This is a genomic window from Apilactobacillus kunkeei, assembly GCF_001308195.1.
Taxonomy (GTDB): domain Bacteria; phylum Bacillota; class Bacilli; order Lactobacillales; family Lactobacillaceae; genus Apilactobacillus; species Apilactobacillus kunkeei_C.
The window spans coordinates 15,394-33,712 of sequence record NZ_JXDF01000016.1 but is presented as its reverse complement, the minus strand read 5'-3'; the positions used below and the strand labels follow the sequence as shown (position 1 = coordinate 33,712).

Genomic DNA, 18,319 nt, shown 5'->3' with positions numbered 1-18,319 from the left:
AAACTGGGAGGAATGTCACCGGTTGAATACCGGAACAATTCCTCCCAGAAAATTGCATAACCATCCTCCAATTTTAGGGGTTCAGGTCAAGTCTTTTTTTAGTAATCATTTAAATTTAGTACTGATTTATCATCAACTAGTTTTAAAATATCAGAATCACAAGTAACATAAATCACCTGCATTGATTCGCTGATATTATCTAATAGCTTGATTGCATTACCTGTTCGTTGTTGATCGAACTCAGTTAATCCATCATCGATGATTAATGGTAAACGATAGTCCCTACCGAATACCACAGAAAGTGACAGAATCAATGCTAGGTATAGTTGTTCAATTGTTCCTCTAGATAGTTCTCCAGCATCAAATTGAACCTTATCATCCCTAGTTACCTTTAACTTGCTCTTGTAGTAAGTAATTCCTGTGTATCTATTATCGGTCAGGATTGCAAAGAATTCTTTTGCTTTAGATTCGAACAACGGAATTCTATCAGCAGTCGCAATGTTCAATGATTCATCAATCCATGAATTAGCTAACTTCATGCTCATCCATTGATCAACCATATCATTAATTTCTGCTTCTAGGTTACTTTGTTTTTGCACTAGTTCGTTGTAGGTTCCGTCAGCAATAACATGTTTCAACTGAATGTTTAAACTTTCTAGTTGTTGGGATGCATTTAGTAATGATTGCTTTTCAGTAGTCATTTCTGCATCCGCTGCATTCAATTGATTATCCAATTCAGTTATGTCATTAAAAGTATCTAAAACCTTTACGTCATCATCGGTAATTTGATCCTTAACGTTTTGTAGTTGAGCCGCTTTAATTGAATGATTTCTTTGTTGTTCTACAATCTCTTTAAATTCGTCACCGTCATCGACTTTTCTAGTATTTAAGAATTCAGAGTAGTCCTTCTTATACTGGATTTGTTTATCGATTAATGATGATTTTTGTTGTAGGTAGTTTTGCAATTGATTATTATTTCTTAAATTAATCGCATTTTCTTCATTCATCTTATTTAGATAAGTACGAATTTGTGAAAGTTGATTATCAAATGAATCATTAATGTTAAGGCCACTAAATACTCGTTGCCATTCAGCAAAGTATGCTTTTAGACTCCCATTTAGTTGATTCATTTCTTCTTCATACTTAGCCTTTTGACTAGTATCTTGAGTCTTACGAGCTAGGTATTTTTGTTCTGATAACCAATCATCAACATTTTCTATATTAAAGGAGTATTTATTACCATAATCTACTAATTGATTATTTAATGCATCACGTTCCTGATTGGAATTACTATCTTCGTTTTTCTTAAACTTAACGGATCCGGTATAAATCCCACTGAGCAATAATACGATAATCCCGACTAGTTTTAACGCTCCTGGTAATACGGTAAGCATTGCAATTCCAATAACTACACCAATTAAACCAATGATAGAAAAACTATTAGATGGCTTTTGCTTTCTTGTTTGAAGTTCAATAAGTTGTTGTTTAATGCCTTGAATTGTAACGATGTCATCCCTGCTAGCGACAACTTGTTGACTATCTTGGCGATTAATTTCGTTGATCATTGATTGGCTAACGCTTAATTGATTGATTTCTTCATTCACTTTGGAGAATGATTGAACCAGTTTATCAATTTCAGTCTTGTAATCATTGAATTTCTTCAAATCATCATCATTGTTCATTGAAGCGTTTAATTGGTTAATTGATTTTTCGATACTATCGATTTGTTGATTGATTAAGAATAGTTGATTGGTTAATTCATTAAACTGTTTAACATCGTCATCGGAGAATCCATATTTGAATTCAAATTTGTCTTGCTTTAAAGATGAAAGTTGTTGATAGACTGGCCAAACTTGTTTGAAATGATTTAACTGACTTAGTTTCTTTTCCAACTCACTAACCTTTTGCTTAGATTGATTCATGGATGCTTCTAAAGCATTCTTTTGACTAATCAATTGGTTGTAATCATTTAAACTATTCTTGCTTTCAGCAATCTTGTCCAATAAATCATCGTATTCTTTCAACTTTTGATTCAAAGGTGGCTTACGACCGGTTGGTGCGTATAAGTCCTTTGCTTCTTTGTCGAACTTGTCTCTTAATTCTAACCATTGGTCACTTCCGACAAAGCCAACCTTTTGAATGCGACTAACTAATTCATTTTTACTCAACTTAGAAATTTGCTTAATATCTAAATCACCAAAATAAAATAGTTGTTCAAAGGTATCTCGATCAATTGGTCCTAAGATTTTTTCTAAAATGTCATTTGAGGTTTGCATATCATTATCAATATCGTAAATTGATAACTCTCCACCATGGGTTCCGGCAATTCTAGTTAGAATAAAATGACGATTGTCATCGGTGGTGATTGTTAGTTTCCCACCATATGATTTAGTATCACGCGGAATATATTGTTCATATGCACTTCCACGTCCGTCAACATAACCAAATAAAATCCCTTCAATCAAGCTTAGTAAAGTGGTTTTCCCTGCTTCATTGTTACCAAATATAATTTGTAGGTTGTCATCATTAAAATCAAAGGATACGTCGTGCCATTTACCGTAACCTAGCACTTCCAATTTATTAATCTTCATTCGTATCTTCCTTTCCACCTAGTAGCTTCATTCTTGTTTGTTCCATTAAGTCCTCTTTGGATTCATCCAAATGTTGTGCAATAAAATCGTACTTACGTAAGGACTTAGAAACGGAACTGATTTCATCTTCAGAGAACACCTTTTCCTGTGCTTCATCCCAAATTTCTTGGTCGATTGATGACATCTTTTGGTCATCACTCAATCTGACATTAATTTCGTAAATCCATGCATTTAATTGTTCATAGTCCTTACTTAACGCATTGGTAACTCGATATTCTAAGTCCTGTCTTTGACCATCAGAAATTGGATTATTCAAGATAAGGTTCAAACTAATCAATTGCATATTTTCATACTTATTGCCCATTAAAACTTGTAAGATGTGATTTTTGGCACTTTCAACATCAACAAAGTCCATATTCAAATCAAGTGTCAACCAATCGATTAACGACGTAGCATGGAATGTTGCTTCCAGCTTTCCACTTTCATCATTAACCAATAGGTATCCTTTATCACCCGGTTCATTCTTATGTCTTCCCTGAATGTTACCAGAATAAAATACTAGTGGGCTTTCGTTTAATTGTTGGCGTTTATGAATATGGCCTAATGCCCAATAGTCATATTTCTTGCTTATAAGGTCTTCTAATGAGAATGGAGCATAATGATCCCCCGTTTGTTCCAAACCACCGTGTAGCATCCCTATTTGCACGTCTACATCATTTTTCACTGGATATTCATCAATTTTCTTATCTGTAATCCATTTATTGGCATAACTAAAACCGGTAATGGCAATTTTCTTACCATCCAGTGTAAATGTTTTAGTTTCAACATCATTACCAAACACATGAACGTTATCTGGGAATGATACTGATTCTTTTTGCATATCAAAATAATCATGATTTCCATAAATCATGTATACATCAATATTGTGTTCGTTTAGTTTTTGCATTTGTGATTGAAAGAAATCATAAGTCTTAGGGGTTTGATTGTCTCGATCAAACAAGTCACCCGCCAATAATACGAAATCGACATCGTATTCGATGGCATCGTTTACGATTCTTTCAAAAGATTTGAAGGTAGAATCATATATTTGTTTCCATAATCCATTTGGAGTTTCATCATTCTTCAAACCCTTAAATGGGCTCTCCAAATGTAAATCAGCGGCATGAATAAATTTCAAATTAACTACTCCTTTAACTAAAAACGTCGTATCACTTAATAATAATGATACGACGTTTTATATTAATTGGTCAATTTAGTCTCCAACAAATTTTTTGGCATCATTCCACCAATTACTTGCATTCTTCTTTAAATTGTCCCAGCCTTTTCCAAAGCTCTTTGATACTTGATTAGCACCATCAGAAACACTGTCCCAGAAACTAGAACCAGAAGAGCTATTGGCCTTCTTTTCTTGTGAATCCAAGTAAGCAGCATCTTTGACACTAAAGTTGTTATTACCAGTAGTTGGTAAAATTTGTTGTAACTCGGTCTTAAATAATGGTCCTACACCGGTTCCACTTAGGTTTTCCAAATGATGTCCAGCATTGGTATTATCGAAACCTTCCCAAGTTGCGACAACAACTTTTGGTGTATATCCAATAATCCATTTATCTCTTGTAGCATCTGAGTCACCTGTATTATCAGCCTCAGTACTACCAGTCTTTCCGGCAATTGAGTATCCACTTGGTTTAGCAGATGCACCAGTACCGTTATCAAAGACACCTAGCATCATACTAGTCATCTTATTAGCAACATCTTTTGACATTACCTTCTTAGAAGTTACTGATTCATTATTAACGATCACATTACCTGAAGAATCAACAATCTTTCTAATGTAATGAGGTGTAGTCATGTTACCTTCATTGGCAAACGCTGTATAAGCTCCTGCCATTTGTTGAGGAGATACACCTGATGATAATCCACCTAAAGCTAAAGCAAGGTTCTTATCCTTCTTTTGGACAGGCAAACCAAATGACTTAACTGATTCATAACCCTTGTCTACACCAATCTTATGAAGTAACCATACAGCTGGTGCATTCATACTTTGCGCTAACGCAGTGTACATAGGTACAGTTCCTGTATATACGTTGTTGTAGTTTTCCGGTGTGTACTTGTTAGAACCATATGATGTCTTCTTATTTTGAAGCATGTCATTGTAGTTATAACCGTTTTCCAAAGCTGGGGTGTAAACAGCTAGTGGTTTAATGGTTGAACCCGGTTGACGTTTAATTTGGGTTGCACGGTTGTACCCACGGAATACGTGTTGGCCACGTCCACCAACCACAGCAGTAACTCCACCAGTACTTGGGTCTAAAGCAATTGAGGCTGCTTGAACCTTAGTACCATCAGAAGCGTTGCTTGGGAAGTTACTATCGTTAGCAAAATCATCTTGCATACTGTTTTGTTGATCTTGATTTAGCGTTGTATAAATCTTGTATCCTCTATTCATGATGTCTGATTCGGATAAACCATACTTATTAATTGCTTCATCAATTACAGCATCGAAGTAATATGGGTACTTATAACCATCCTTGTATTGGTAGGTATTCTTGACTTGGATTGGTGTCTTCTTTAACTTGTTTGCTTCTGATTGACTAATCTTATTGTTATCAGCCATCAATTGTAACACAACATTTCTTCTATCCAAGGCTAACTTAGGATGATCAACAGGATTATATGCACTTGGATTAGTTAGCATTCCTGCTATCACAGCAGCATCTTGAACGGGTAAATCCTTAGCATTCATTCCAAAATAACGTCTTGATGCATCTTCAACACCGTAGACACCATTGCCAAAATATGAGTTGTTCATGTACATCGTTAAAATTTGATTCTTGCTGTATACATTTTCAACTTGAATGGATAGGAATAATTCCTTTAACTTTCGACTGAAAGTTTGTTGTTGGGTTAAGTATGCATTCTTTACCAATTGTTGAGTAAGAGTGCTTCCACCACCACTAATGTAGTCACGACGCATAATCTTGTTCTTAATCATTAATAGCATTGCACGGCCAAATCCTTTAACGGAAAAACCGTGTTCATTGTAGAAGTTTCTATCTTCAGTTGATAGGATTGCGTTTGGAATATTTGGTGAAATATCCTTAAATCCAACGTAGGTTCCTTTTTGTGAATAGATTTTACCGGCCTTTTTATTATTACCATCATAAATTACTGTAGATTGTTCCAAAGATGACTGCAAGTCCTGAACGTGCGTAGTCTTCGCAACAAATGTGCAATAAGCACTCATTACAAGGAATAGTAATAAAAATATGACGATAATCCAACGAGTTAGTTGGTATCGGTGCCAGATTTTTTTAAAAGCACTTTTTGGTTTTTTATCATTTTTCATCTAGTATGATTACTCCTTCACTGATGATGATATTAATACCATTTTAACCCAAATTAACCCTAATTGGTAAAATAAAAAACAGATTTAACTAATTGTTAAACCTGTTTTCTTTAATTACATTTCGTCTGGAGCCTTAACACCAAGTAATCTTAGTGATTCTTTAAGAACGATTGATACTGATTTAACTAATGCTAAACGAGCATCTCTTTGTTCGTCATCATCCAAAATCTTAGTGTGAGCATAGTACTTGTTAAATGACTTAGCAAGTCTTAATGAGTACTTAGCAATAACTGAAGGTTCAAATTCGTCACAAGCCATCTTAACTCTTGCTGGGAAGTCATTTAGTAACTTAATAACGTTCCATGATTCTGCATCGTTAAGCTTCTTGTCAACGCTTGAGAAGTCAATGTCACCGGCTTTACGTAAAATACTTTCGGCACGTGCACGAGCGTATTGTACGTATGGTCCAGTTTCACCTTCAAAACGTAATTGATCTTCTAAGTTAAAGTCAATGTTGTTAATCTTTTCATTCTTCAAATCACCAAAGACGATGGCACCAACACCAACTTCTTTAGCAACTTCTTCCTTGTTAGGAAGATCTGGGTTCTTTTCAGCAATTTGCTTCTTGGCAATTGCGATTGATTCGTTCAATACTTCGTCCAATAGGATGATACGACCTGAACGAGTTGATAGCTTCTTACCATTTACAGTAATTAGCCCGAATGGGATGTGGTGTAGGTTCTTAGCTGAAGGAACACCCATTTCCATTAATACAGCCTTCAATTGCTTGAAGTAGTAAGTTTGTTCTGAACCAACAACGTATAGGTTCATAGCTGGGTGGTAAGTTTGGTCACGGTAAATAGCAGTTGCGATATCTCTGGTGATGTATAGTGAAGCACCATCACTCTTCAAGATTAATGCAGGGTTTAAATCGTATTTTTGTAAATCAACGATTGTGGCACCTTGTGACTTGCTTAATAGACCCTTTTCTTGCAGTGAATCAACAACATCTTGTAGCTTGTCATTGTAGAAAGCTTCACCATTGTAGGTATCAAAAGTAATACCTAATTTGTCATAGATTTCACCAAAGGCTTCAAGTGAAACTTCTCTGAACCATTTCCATAGTTTAGTAGCTTGTTCGTCACCATTTTCAAGTTTTCTGAACCAATCTCTAGCAACATCGTCTAGTTCAGGTTGTTCCTTATCAATCTTGTGGAACTTAACGTAGTATTTAACTAAGTTATTGATAGGATCTTTTTTAACGTCTTCTTCGTTACCCCACATTAGGTATGCAGTGATTAGCTTACCAAATTGAGTTCCCCAGTCACCCAAGTGGTTATCCTTAATTGGGTTGTAACCATTTTTACGTAGGATTTCGGCAACAGAATTACCAATAACAGTAGATCTTAAGTGTCCCATTGAAATAGGCTTTGCAATATTTGGTGAAGACATATCGATGGTTACGTTACCACCCTTACCATCTTCGTTTTGACCATAGTTTTCCTTTTGGTCTAAAACAGCTGATAGAACGTCTTCACTGAAGTTAGACTTGTCTAGGAAGAAGTTAACGTATGGTCCAGCAGCTTCAACATGGTCAAATGAACTTTGATCAATCTTTTCTGCTACGTCAGCAGCGATTTGTTGAGGTGCCTTTCTAAACTTTTTAGCTAAAATAAATGTAGGGAAAGCTAAATCACCCATTTTTGAATCTTTAGGTCTCTCAATTTTTGGTAGAATGTCTTCTACAGATAGTTCGTTGTCCAATGCTTTAGATAGAGCATTAGCAACTAATTCTTTGTTTTCCATTATCCAAAACCTCCATAAATATATAAAAAGTCTCTTACAATATTAGTAATTGTAAGAGACGGAATAACCCGCGGTACCACTCTATTTGATATAAAATATCCGCTTTATTATTTAATTAATCATAATTCTAAAAAGTGCGAATTCAACATACCCTAATCATCGGCTCTCACCAAATCCGATGTCGCTTGTTAATGGAATATGTCTACTAGTCTTTTATTATCGAACAGTATCTGTCGGTTTATACGACAAAGCGGGTAACGGGAATCGGACCCGCGACCTGAGCTTGGGAAGCTCATATTTTACCACTAAACTATACCCGCAGATACAAAAAATATTATATCACACGTTACAATTTTTGGTAAGTTTGTTAAGCTGTTTTTTTCTTTGATGGTTTAGCAACTTTCTTGCTAACAACCGCACGCTTATTATATTCATTAACGACGATGCCATCTTCTTCATGGTGTTCGTCGATAAAGACCATTACTGAATTTTCGTATACTTTTTCAATTGTTCCAGCAAAGTCATGTTTTAAATAACCGAATCTAGGTGCAGAAACGTGGTCGCCAATTTGTAATTCTTTTGGTTCAGCCATCTTTTTGCCTCCTTAATAAAAAATAACGCGATATTGATAATATCAAAACGCGTTATTAATATCAAGGTATTTTTTGAGAAAATATTAATATCTCCTAATTACTGATTAATCAGTAATTTCGCGAGTTTTTTGATTAATATAATCTGCTGATGCTTGAAGTTGTTTTTGTTCCTTTTCAGTAAGATCTAAATCAATTTGCTTTTCAATTCCATTTCGTCCGACAATTGCTGGATAAGATAGGTATGTACCATATTCTTCGCGGTAGTTTGAAACAGCTAATTCTGTTTTAGCATCTTGTAAAACAATCTCAGCTAACTTAACAGCTGATGCTGAAATAGCAAAGTTAGTGTATCCCTTACCGTTGAAAACTGTAAATCCACCGACTCGAGCATCGTTATCGATTTCATCTAAGTCAATATTATACTTCTTTGCGTAATCAAAAATACTTTTATCGAAAACTTGGACTGTTGACCATGCAGTAAATTGAGAGTTACCGTGTTCACCAAGGTTGTAACCAATTACTGAACGAGGATCAATGTTAAGTTTTGCTGCAACTGCCCTCTTCATTCGAGCTGAATCTAGAAGTGTCCCTGTTCCGATAACACGTTCTTTAGCAAGTCCAGTTTCACGTTGATATAAGGAAGTAATAACATCGTTTGGATTAGTAATTACAATAATGATTCCATGAAAACCAGAATCTTTAATGTGTTTTGCAACATCTTTAACTTCTTTAACGTTAGCGTTTAATTCGGCAAAACGATCATTTTTATCCTTATTTTCTCTAATTAATTCAATGTGTCCAACTGCTGAAATAATAACATCTGCATCGGCTAAACTGTCATAGTTATTAACTTCAATATTTGTATGGTCCTTAATGTTAGACATTGCATCCCTAAAGTCTAAAGCATCAGCTTCAACTTTTGCTTCATTGTGATCAATTATGACTAAATCATCTGCAATTCCAGAAACAACAATGTGGTGCGCTACTGCAGCTCCCACACTACCGTCTCCAATAATACCAATTTTTCTTGTCATAAAGCATACCTCCTTTAATGTTGTAGTTATTCTATCACTCTAATATTTTAATTCAAGTTTTATTATGATTATTTATGATAAAATACCTATTAGGAGGAGATATTATGTGGGCTAGCTTAACACTAATAATGTTATTTATTTATATAGCAGTAACCATAATTGGTATCACCAGGGTCTCCGTTAAGAGAGTCATCCAATGGTTAATTGCTAGTCGAGTAATATATATATTAATACTGATTACGCAAATCGTTATCACCATTCGAGTTTCGGATCATCGTTTCTACACCGCAATAATTGCTGATGTGTTAGCTGTCCTACTTGGTGGTCTAACAGAATTAAACTATACAAACAAACAACAAAATCACCTTATTAATTTCAATGTGATTGGCCTAATCATAGTAATCATCGCTTTGATTTGCATCACTATCTATAATGTAATATAAAAAAGACATCGAATTATTCGATGTCTTTTTCTCTGTTCTTTAAAGCTAATTCAATTGAACGATCAACTAAGACTGATTGGGCATCAATCACTGGGTAGTCATGATCTGAGGCACGTTCTTCGGCAACAGATAATTCTGTACAACCTAAGATGATTACGTCACAATTCATCTCGTTCTTCATTTCATCTAAGATGTGATGATATAGTTCTTTGTTAACTTTATTTTGTTCTTTGACATATTTGTATATCAAATCCATTGTTTCTTCTTGAATATGCTCAGTTGGTTTTATAATTTCATAACCAGCGTTTTGCACTTCAGTATCGTAAATACCATCAAAAATGGTTCCCTTGGTAGCAATCAAACCAATTCTTTTAGCATTAGGATACACATTACTAATTTCAGCAACTGCTTCCTTTGGCATATGCAAAATTGGCACGCTTGTTGCTGACTGTAATTCATCAAAGAAGAAATGAGCAGTGTTACAAGGAATCACAAAGAAATCCGGATTTAATTGTGATTGTTGCTTAATATCTTCCTTTAATGGAATCAATGGGTTTGGTTTAGTATTGTCTAAAATGTAATTGGTTCTGTCTGGGACAGTCGCATGATTTACAAGGATATAATTTAAATATTCCTGATCATTACTAGCTGGTGTTCGTTGATTCAATAAATGAATGTAACTTTCGGTAGCTTCTGTTCCCATTCCACCAATAATTGAAAAGAAATGTCTCATTTTATCATCCCTATTTTTCGCTAAAGTAACGTTTGAAATTCTTAGCGTAGTTATGCTTAATCCAAACGTCTAATAACCAACGCTTAAAGCTCTTGTCACGGTTATACCAGAAAGTAGTACCGTATTGGCCCTTCTTGATTAATTGAAGAGCGAATTCCTTGTCTGCGTTGTCCTTAGCATATTTCTTGAAGACTTGTTCGCCAACACCTAACCATAGGTAACGATTGTCTTTGTTTTCGTTAGCGTATACAGTTTCTTTATCTGATAAGTCATCAAATGCGTAATCTCTAACAACCCAATCAGCTAAATTGTAACCATTTAAACTTACGAAGAAACTACTTCTACCTTGTCTCAAGTTAATTTCAAATAGTTTGAAAGTATTGTCTCGAGTATCGTATTTCATATCAAAGTTAGCGTAACCAACATAGTTAATCTTTTCTAGGAATCCTTGGACCATTGAATATAGCTTTTCGTTATATTCTGGAAGGATAGCTACATAGTTACCAATAGCTGCTGGTGATGGGTCTTCCAATAATGGATGACCTAAACACATCATCTTAACTTTGTGATTCTTGTCGATGTAGGCATTTAAAGTACGCATGTTACTGTCATCACCAGGGATAAAGTCTTGAAGAATCAAATCAGAAGTATATCCATTGGTATAAATCTTTTCAATTATATCTTCAAATTCATCTTGTGATTCAATAATGAATGCTTTTTTTCTGCCTTCAAAGTGAACATCCAACCATTCAACACTGTTGGTTGGCTTTAATGCGACTGGATAACCAAATGGTTGTTCAATCTTTTCATCACTTTCAAAATCATTTTTAGAAATAATCTTTGTCTTTGGATATGGTAAATCATATTCTTCACATAACTTATAGAAGTTTTCTTTACTGTTCAATTTCTTGATTAAGTCATAATCAACGTATGGACAAACGAAGACGTCTTCTAATTCATCCTTATGTTTTGAAATCAATTCAGCATAACCATCACCACAACCAATTAAGATAACTGGTTCTTCATGTGACGCATATTCCTTCTTAAGTTCTTTCATTGATTCAATCCATTTTGGATCTTCGCTAAAGCCATCAATCAAAGTTAAATCAACAATTTTTGTAAAACGTGTAGGTGCAAGTGCTTGTTCAGCGTATGCCTTCACGGGTTTTCTGTATTTTTCATATAATGAACGAGCCATTCCATAAGCATTGAAATCACTACCTAATAGAACAACTGTAAAATTAGATTCTAAATTACTCATTATCTATCCCTCTCAAAACATTTTGTACCACGACGGGATCTGTTTCGTATGGAGTATCTACGCCGTTGATTTTTTGGTAAGGATCTCTTCCTTTACCAGCAACTACTATCATAGCATTATTATCACCGGCGTGAATAGCCTTTTTAATAGCCATTTTTCTGTCTAGTTCAATATGAACGTCAACTTTATCATGATTAATGTAAGAATCTATTTCGTTAATAATGTCTTTTGGATCTTCAAAGGCTGGGTCATCAGAAGTTAAAAATGCAATATCTGCACTTTCAGTTAATGCTTTTCCAAAACCTTCTCTACGATCTAGTCCCTTATTACCAGGACTTCCCACTACAACAATTACCTTGCCATCAGGATTATTACTCTTCAAAAATCCTAATAGTGCATGCATGCTAGCGTAGTTATGGGCATAATCAACGTAAATTGTACCATTGTGCTTAGATTTGTATGATTCCATTCTCCCTGGAACAAACACATCTTTCAATCCCTTTTTGGCGTCTTGTGCACTAGCATTATCCAATGCAGAAGCGATAATCGCAGACATTGCATTAGCTTCGTTATAGTCTCCCACAACTCCAATTTTGTAGTCATCTTCGACATTCATTTTCTTAGCTTTTTCACTATTAGCAACTACTCTAATTTCATTGCTGTCGATTGTGTCTGAGATGCTTGAGAAATTGAAATCAATTTGTACGTCTTCAAATTCTTTTTTATCCCTACTGAATAGATAAATTTTGTCTGGATCAGTAGTTGATTTAGCTGCTTCGTAGACATCTAACATGTAATCTGTGTCTGCATCAATAATACAATGTGTGGAATTAACCATTAATTGTTCCTTGCAGTGTAGATAGTCGGCAAATGTTGGATGTTCGTTTGGACCAATATGATCCGGTGAAATATTTAAGAAAATACCCACATCAAAATGAAGTCCGTAGACTCTTAACTTTTTGTATGCTTGTGATGAAACTTCCATCACTAGACTAGTCATTCCATTATCCACTGCTTGTCTCATGTAGTTAAAAATATCTAATGACTCAGGAGTGGTTAAATGTGACTTGAAGCGTTGTGATGGTTCGTTTCCAACAACAGTATCAATTGTAGAAATCAATGCTGTTTTGTTGTTATTGGTGTTATCTAAAATACTTTTAGCAAAGTAAGAAGATGTTGTCTTCCCCTTAGTCCCGGTATAAGCAATAACAAACAAATCATTTTGAGGATAGCAGTAAAAGGCAGCGCCTACTAGAGACATTGCCTTTTGCACGTTATTCACAATGATTTGAGTTAAGCCATTACCTTCATCATACTTTTGTTCAGCAACGTAACCAGTCGCACCCATTTCCTTAGCCATCGCTAAGTATTCGGGCTTGAAATTACCCTTACAAAAGAACAATGTATTTGGTTTAACATTTCTGGAATCGTAAGTTACTTCATCAAATGAAACATCCTCACCTGATACAATTTCTTGTATTAGTCCATGTTCAGTTAATATTGTTTTTATTTCATCAATTCCAAGAGCCATTGTTTTTACTTCCTTATATCAAGATTTAAAAATTATGCTTGTAGTTGTACCTTGTTAATAGTATCAGCGTTTGTATCTTCTGGGAAGTATACTTCATACCATAGAATAAATAGGTAAGGTGTCATAATCTTTTGCATGCTTGATTTACCTTCATCATGTTCCTTTAGAATTCTTAACAATTCATCGGTGTTAAAGAACTTTTCAGCAACGTCAGAAGTAAATGCTCTCACAATTCTTTCATGGAACTTAGGTTCTCTGATCCATGATGCGATTGGTGATGGGAAACCAAGTTTTTCCTTCATAGCAACCTTGTCAGGTAATGCACGTTCAGCTGCTTTACGAAGTGAAATCTTAGTACCTTCTTTATTGATACGAGTCTTAATTGGCATAGTTGCAGCAAATTCAGCAACCTTCTTATCAACCAATGGAGTTCTAACTTCAAGAGAGTTAGCCATACTCATACGGTCAGCCTTTTGTAAAATATCAAATGGTAACCAAGCATTGATGTCAAAGTATTGCATTTGAGTCATTTCGTCTTTGTCAGCTACTTCATCAAAAATGTATTTTGAGTAAGCACCTGAATCAACGTTCAATGATGGATCCTTTAATAACTTGTTTCTGTCATCGTAGTTGTATACGTAGTTAACACGGTAGTATCTTTCACTCAATGGTTGAGCACCACGAATTAAGAAACGACGACCGTGGAAACGAGGCATCTTAGTAGCCATCTTAGCTAATGCACTACGGATAAATCCAGGAACGTATTTTTGGTATCTTTCAAATGGAATTGCTTCTAGGTAAGTGTTGTAACCACCGAAGAATTCATCAGCACCTTCACCAGATAAAGCAACCTTAACTTCTTTACTAGTACCTTGAGCTAAGTAGAATAATTGAATAGCTGATGGATTTGAAAGTGGTTCATCCATGTAGTACATCATAGTTGGTAAGAAATCAAAGTAGTCATCACCAGTAATCTTGATTGGTGTGTTCTTTTGACCGATTTGTTGAGCAAAGTCAGTTGACCATGATAATTCACTAAACTTAGAATCGTTGAATCCAAGTGAGAATGACTTAATTGGTTTTAATTTTGAAGCTTCGTTTAAAACGTAACTTGAGTCAACACCACTTGATAAGAAACTACCAACTTCAACGTCAGCAATCATGTGGGCCTTTACAGAATCCTTAACGATTGCTTCAATCTTCTTGGCATCTTCTTCAACAGTTTGTGATTCATCAATGTGATCGTAGTTGAACTTGTAATATCTGTGTGTTTCAGTCTTCTTTTCATCAATGTGGTGAATGAAGTAAGTACCAGGCATTACTTTGTAAACGTTCTTGAACATTGTTTCTGCTGATGGAATAAATTCAAAACTTAAGTGAATTGGTAGAAGCTTTAGGTTTAATTCCTTCTTGAATGCAGGGTTTGATAAGAATGCTTTTAATTCAGAACCGTACATAAATGCGTCGCCATCGTCGTAGTAGTATAGTGGCTTGATTCCGAAATGATCACGAGCACCGAAGATTTCGTTGTTAGCACTGTCATAGATAACGAATGCGTACATACCACGAAGTTTATCCAATAGTTTTGGACCCCATGCTTCGTAACCACGAATTAGAACTTCTGAGTCAACATCAGTTTCAAATTCCCAACCTTCAGAAATTAATTCATCTCTAATTTCTTGGTAGTTGTAAATTTCACCGTTAAAGGTTAATACTTTCTTCTTATCTTTACTGTATAGTGGTTGGCCACCATGAGCTAAGTCAATAATTGATAGACGACGGAATCCCATTGATACCTTATCGTCTTGGAAATACTTTTCATCATCAGGGCCACGATGCTTAATTCGATTAGCCATCTTTTCAATGGTGTCGTTAGGCACATCTTTATGATTTACATATCCACAAAATCCACACATAAGTTTTATTCCCCTTTGTTTTTTTAATGTATTAATAATTTTTAGTTACTTTTTAATCGTACTTATTTTATTGTAACAAAATATTTAGATTTTAGGCCATAAAAATAGCAATTTAATCAATGATACAAATTTATATAGTACACAAACTAATATTATTAAGTATAATCATATCTACACTTCTGTCCAGTGAAATCGTCTAAAAACCGCTATAAATTTGTATAAAACAAAAAGACGCTGATACGCGTCTTTTATTTACGAGCATTGTTATACTCTTTCATTGCATTTCCTGTGACTGATTTAGCGTCATTTAATGCGTCTTTTGGTGTTCCTGAATATAGGATTTCACCACCGTAACGACCAGCCTTAGGACCTACATCAATCATCCAATCTGACTTACTAATTACAGATAAGTTGTGTTCAACAATGATTAGAGTGTTGCCCTTTGCGACTAATTCATCGAATAAATTAGTCATTATGGATACATCTTTCATATGCAAACCGGCAGTTGGTTCGTCTAACAAGTAAACGGTACCGGTCTTGTTTAGTTGCAATGCTAGTTTTAATCTTTGGACTTCTCCACCTGATAATGTATCAAGTGATTGGCCAAGTGAAAGATAATCCAAACCAACCTTTTGCATATTAACTAACTTATCGTGGATTTCTGCAACGTCACTGAAGAACTTAATCGCTTCTTTAATTGATAAATTCAATACTTCGGCAATGTCTAAACCATTTAATTTGTATTGTAGTGCCTCATCACTGTAACGTTTTCCATGACATTTTTCACAAGTTTGAACAACTGGATCCATAAATGCCATGTTAGTAATTTGAACTCCACGACCTTTACATAATGGACATTTACCTTTTCCATTATAACTAAATAGTTGTCTTGAAACCTTGTTAGCATCCCCAAATAGTTTTCTAATATCATCTAGGATATTTAGATAGGTAGCTGGTGTTGATCGAATGTTTACTCCAACTGCATCTTGAGTTAAGTCAATGTAGCCAGTTTTTAGTTTATCCTTAACCGCTTGGATTAATGAACTCTTACCAGATCCGGCAACCCCTGAAATAACGGTTTGAGCGTTTAATGGAATTGATACATTGGCATGCTTTAGATTATGGATGTTAACATCCTTTAAATCTAAGGTGTCGTTGAAATTCTTGGCCTGCTTAAATACCAGTGGTTCTTGTAATAACTTACCAGTGATGGTGTCACTCTTAAGTAAGTCGGAATACTTACCGTTAAACATAATCTTTCCACCATCTTTACCTGGTTTAGGTCCAATTTCGACAACGTAGTCGGCAATTGGAATTAGTTCAGGATTATGTTCAACGACTAAAACAGTGTTTCCCTTATCCTTTAATTTTCTCAATGCATGACTGATTAGTTTAATATCCGCTGGATGTAATCCAACACTTGGTTCATCTAAGATGTAAACCATGTCAGATAACGAACTATTCATGTACTTAGCAATCTTAATTCTTTGAGTTTCCCCACCGGATAATGTGTCAGTACTTCTGTCCAATGTTAAATAACCTAAACCTAAATCAATTAATGATTGAATCTTGTTAGTTAGTTCTCTCAATAAATCGACAGTTAGTTTTTCATCAATTGAATCTAGAAATTCAATAACGTGGTTTAAGTCCATTTGTAAGACATCGGCAATGTTATATCCATTAATCTTACAAGTAAGAACTTCTGGTCTTAACTTAGTACCATGACACTTATCACAAGCCGTTCTAGTAACGATTTCTTGAATGGCTTCCTTGTGGTGTTCTCCTTCTTTACTTTCAATAATTGAACGTTTAATTCTTGGAATGACACCTTCATACAAAATGGACTTTTTCCATTCTTTGGGCGCATCAGTTAAATGATGTTGCGGTGCATATAATAAATCATTTAATTCCTTTTCAGAGTAATCTTTAATCTTCTTGTCGTTATCGAATAAGCCGGTGTAAGCATAACGTTTCCAACGCCATGTTCCAGGACCAAAACTAACGAATGTAATTGCCCCTTCGTTTAATGACTTATCGTAATCAATCACCTTGTCCGGATTGATGTGATCAATGTAACCTAGCCCCTGACACTTATCACACATCCCTTGAGGTAAGTTGAATGAAAATGTATCAGAGTATCCAACCCAAGGTTTACCAATTCTAGAAAATAATAATCTCAATAATGAATAGATTCCAGTGTAGGTAGCAAGTGTTGAACGTGGATTTTTCCCGACCTTCTTTTGTTGAATCACAATCGCAACAGGTAGATTGTCGATTCTTCCTACATGTGGAGCTCCATACTTTGGTAGGTATTGCTGGGTGAAACTAGGAAATGTTTCGTTTAACTCTCTTCTAGAGTTAGCAGCAATCGTATCAAAAACAAGTGATGACTTTCCGGCACCAGATAATCCGGTAAAAACTGTAATCGCATGCTTTTTGATGCTGATATCCAAGTGCTTTAAGTTGTTTTGAAAAGCATTATGAACCTCGATATAATCTTGATTTGGCATTTCAATCCTCCTGAATTCACTTTGTAGTAACAATTATAGTAGTTATAAGATTAAATTTCATTTATCTTGTTTAATAATTAAGAATTTATAAAGATAATCTGTTTTCTTGAGAAAAATAATTTTTTGATACTATAATGAAAGTATGGATACGATATCTAATCGAAAGAAGATGAAATTATGGCAGAAGAAAAAAGAGATAAAATGATTGGTTTAGTAATGTTCATTTGTAACAAATATAATCGTAAGGATTTTCGTTTCGCGAAGTCTTTAATCTCTCACAGCTATGATGAAACTGTTGAAAGATTACAAAAGGCTTATGAAGATTCTTGTGATGCTTTCAAAAAGCGTATCTTAGAACCAATTAAGATTCCAGCTGACACTGTCGCTATTGATTACAGTGCTGCATTCGAAAAGATGACAGCTACTAAAATTACTACCCATCAATTAAAAAAGTATTCAAAGCATGCCTTAATTGCTAAGGAAATGTTAGAAAGAATCAACGAACCACTAGACTAATAACTAACTAAAAAAGCCATCCTTAATCAGGATGGCTTT

At 34.9% G+C, this 18,319-nt stretch carries 13 protein-coding genes and 1 tRNA gene; 2 read left to right on the top strand and 12 right to left on the bottom strand.

All coding sequences use genetic code 11. The features are described 5' to 3' along the window. Positions 1–98: 98 nt before the first annotated feature. The 7 genes from RZ78_RS03130 to RZ78_RS03100 form a co-directional block, all read right to left on the bottom strand. Positions 99–2,591 carry an ATP-binding protein gene (locus RZ78_RS03130; protein WP_054608103.1) on the bottom strand — a complete coding sequence of 831 codons (2,493 nt, stop codon included), beginning with the start codon at positions 2,589–2,591 and terminating at the stop codon, positions 99–101. Continuing rightward, positions 2,581–3,768, bottom strand: a complete 1,188-nt coding sequence (locus RZ78_RS03125; protein ID WP_054608102.1) for a metallophosphoesterase family protein — start codon at positions 3,766–3,768, stop codon at positions 2,581–2,583. The genes RZ78_RS03130 and RZ78_RS03125 overlap by 11 nt, the downstream gene beginning before the upstream one ends. Before the next feature lie 75 nt (positions 3,769–3,843). Then, complete coding sequence (locus RZ78_RS03120) at positions 3,844–5,937, bottom strand: transglycosylase domain-containing protein (RefSeq protein WP_054608101.1); 2,094 nt, start codon at positions 5,935–5,937, stop codon at positions 3,844–3,846. A gap of 114 nt (positions 5,938–6,051) precedes the next feature. Next, the gene (gene argS, locus RZ78_RS03115) at positions 6,052–7,743 is read right to left on the bottom strand and encodes an arginine--tRNA ligase (protein ID WP_054608100.1); all 1,692 of its coding nucleotides are present in this window, start codon (positions 7,741–7,743) and stop codon (positions 6,052–6,054) included. A gap of 249 nt (positions 7,744–7,992) precedes the next feature. After that, positions 7,993–8,063, bottom strand: a tRNA-Gly gene (locus RZ78_RS03110). 47 nt (positions 8,064–8,110) lie between these two features. Beyond that, positions 8,111–8,335, bottom strand: coding sequence for a hypothetical protein (locus RZ78_RS03105; protein ID WP_034531232.1), 225 nt, complete (start codon positions 8,333–8,335; stop codon positions 8,111–8,113). Between the two features lie 105 nt (positions 8,336–8,440). Then, positions 8,441–9,370: an L-lactate dehydrogenase gene (locus RZ78_RS03100; RefSeq protein WP_054608099.1), complete on the bottom strand. Its 930-nt coding sequence runs from the start codon at positions 9,368–9,370 to the stop codon at positions 8,441–8,443. A gap of 104 nt (positions 9,371–9,474) precedes the next feature. Between RZ78_RS03100 and RZ78_RS03095 the strand changes: the two genes are divergently transcribed. Further along, the gene (locus tag RZ78_RS03095) at positions 9,475–9,813 is read left to right on the top strand and encodes a DUF1516 family protein (protein ID WP_054608098.1); all 339 of its coding nucleotides are present in this window, start codon (positions 9,475–9,477) and stop codon (positions 9,811–9,813) included. A 13-nt stretch (positions 9,814–9,826) separates the two neighbouring features. On the opposite strand, the gene RZ78_RS03090 is transcribed toward RZ78_RS03095, so the two are convergent. The 5 genes from RZ78_RS03090 to RZ78_RS03070 form a co-directional block, all read right to left on the bottom strand. Beyond that, positions 9,827–10,546, bottom strand: coding sequence for an aspartate/glutamate racemase family protein (locus tag RZ78_RS03090; RefSeq protein WP_054608097.1), 720 nt, complete (start codon positions 10,544–10,546; stop codon positions 9,827–9,829). 10 nt (positions 10,547–10,556) lie between these two features. Next, complete coding sequence (locus RZ78_RS03085) at positions 10,557–11,807, bottom strand: carboxylate--amine ligase (RefSeq protein WP_054608096.1); 1,251 nt, start codon at positions 11,805–11,807, stop codon at positions 10,557–10,559. After that, on the bottom strand, positions 11,800–13,338 hold the full coding sequence (locus RZ78_RS03080) for a UDP-N-acetylmuramoyl-L-alanyl-D-glutamate--2,6-diaminopimelate ligase (RefSeq protein ID WP_054608095.1): 1,539 nt from the start codon (positions 13,336–13,338) through the stop codon (positions 11,800–11,802). The genes RZ78_RS03085 and RZ78_RS03080 overlap by 8 nt, the downstream gene beginning before the upstream one ends. 32 nt (positions 13,339–13,370) lie before the next feature. After that, positions 13,371–15,254 (bottom strand): asparagine synthase (glutamine-hydrolyzing), encoded by a 1,884-nt coding sequence (gene asnB / locus RZ78_RS03075; protein ID WP_041152206.1) that lies wholly within the window; start codon positions 15,252–15,254, stop codon positions 13,371–13,373. A gap of 248 nt (positions 15,255–15,502) precedes the next feature. Beyond that, positions 15,503–17,764 carry an ATP-binding cassette domain-containing protein gene (locus RZ78_RS03070; RefSeq protein ID WP_054608094.1) on the bottom strand — a complete coding sequence of 754 codons (2,262 nt, stop codon included), beginning with the start codon at positions 17,762–17,764 and terminating at the stop codon, positions 15,503–15,505. A gap of 177 nt (positions 17,765–17,941) precedes the next feature. Here RZ78_RS03070 and RZ78_RS03065 point away from each other — a divergent pair, with 177 nt between their 5' ends. Then, positions 17,942–18,280, top strand: coding sequence for a hypothetical protein (locus RZ78_RS03065; protein WP_054608093.1), 339 nt, complete (start codon positions 17,942–17,944; stop codon positions 18,278–18,280). The last annotated feature ends 39 nt before the right edge of the window (positions 18,281–18,319 follow it).

What these genes read in the sequence shown, in the direction of transcription:
- RZ78_RS03130 (WP_054608103.1), bottom strand. Translation starts at nt 2,591, where the DNA reads ATGAAGATTAATAAATTGGAAGTGCTAGGTTACGGTAAATGGCACGAC.
- RZ78_RS03120 (WP_054608101.1), bottom strand. Translation starts at nt 5,937, where the DNA reads ATGAAAAATGATAAAAAACCAAAAAGTGCTTTTAAAAAAATCTGGCAC.
- argS (WP_054608100.1), bottom strand. Translation starts at nt 7,743, where the DNA reads ATGGAAAACAAAGAATTAGTTGCTAATGCTCTATCTAAAGCATTGGAC.
- RZ78_RS03105 (WP_034531232.1), bottom strand. Translation starts at nt 8,335, where the DNA reads ATGGCTGAACCAAAAGAATTACAAATTGGCGACCACGTTTCTGCACCT.
- RZ78_RS03100 (WP_054608099.1), bottom strand. Translation starts at nt 9,370, where the DNA reads ATGACAAGAAAAATTGGTATTATTGGAGACGGTAGTGTGGGAGCTGCA.
- RZ78_RS03095 (WP_054608098.1), top strand. Translation starts at nt 9,475, where the DNA reads ATGTGGGCTAGCTTAACACTAATAATGTTATTTATTTATATAGCAGTA.
- RZ78_RS03090 (WP_054608097.1), bottom strand. Translation starts at nt 10,546, where the DNA reads ATGAGACATTTCTTTTCAATTATTGGTGGAATGGGAACAGAAGCTACC.
- RZ78_RS03085 (WP_054608096.1), bottom strand. Translation starts at nt 11,807, where the DNA reads ATGAGTAATTTAGAATCTAATTTTACAGTTGTTCTATTAGGTAGTGAT.
- RZ78_RS03080 (WP_054608095.1), bottom strand. Translation starts at nt 13,338, where the DNA reads ATGGCTCTTGGAATTGATGAAATAAAAACAATATTAACTGAACATGGA.
- asnB (WP_041152206.1), bottom strand. Translation starts at nt 15,254, where the DNA reads ATGTGTGGATTTTGTGGATATGTAAATCATAAAGATGTGCCTAACGAC.
- RZ78_RS03070 (WP_054608094.1), bottom strand. Translation starts at nt 17,764, where the DNA reads ATGCCAAATCAAGATTATATCGAGGTTCATAATGCTTTTCAAAACAAC.
- RZ78_RS03065 (WP_054608093.1), top strand. Translation starts at nt 17,942, where the DNA reads ATGGCAGAAGAAAAAAGAGATAAAATGATTGGTTTAGTAATGTTCATT.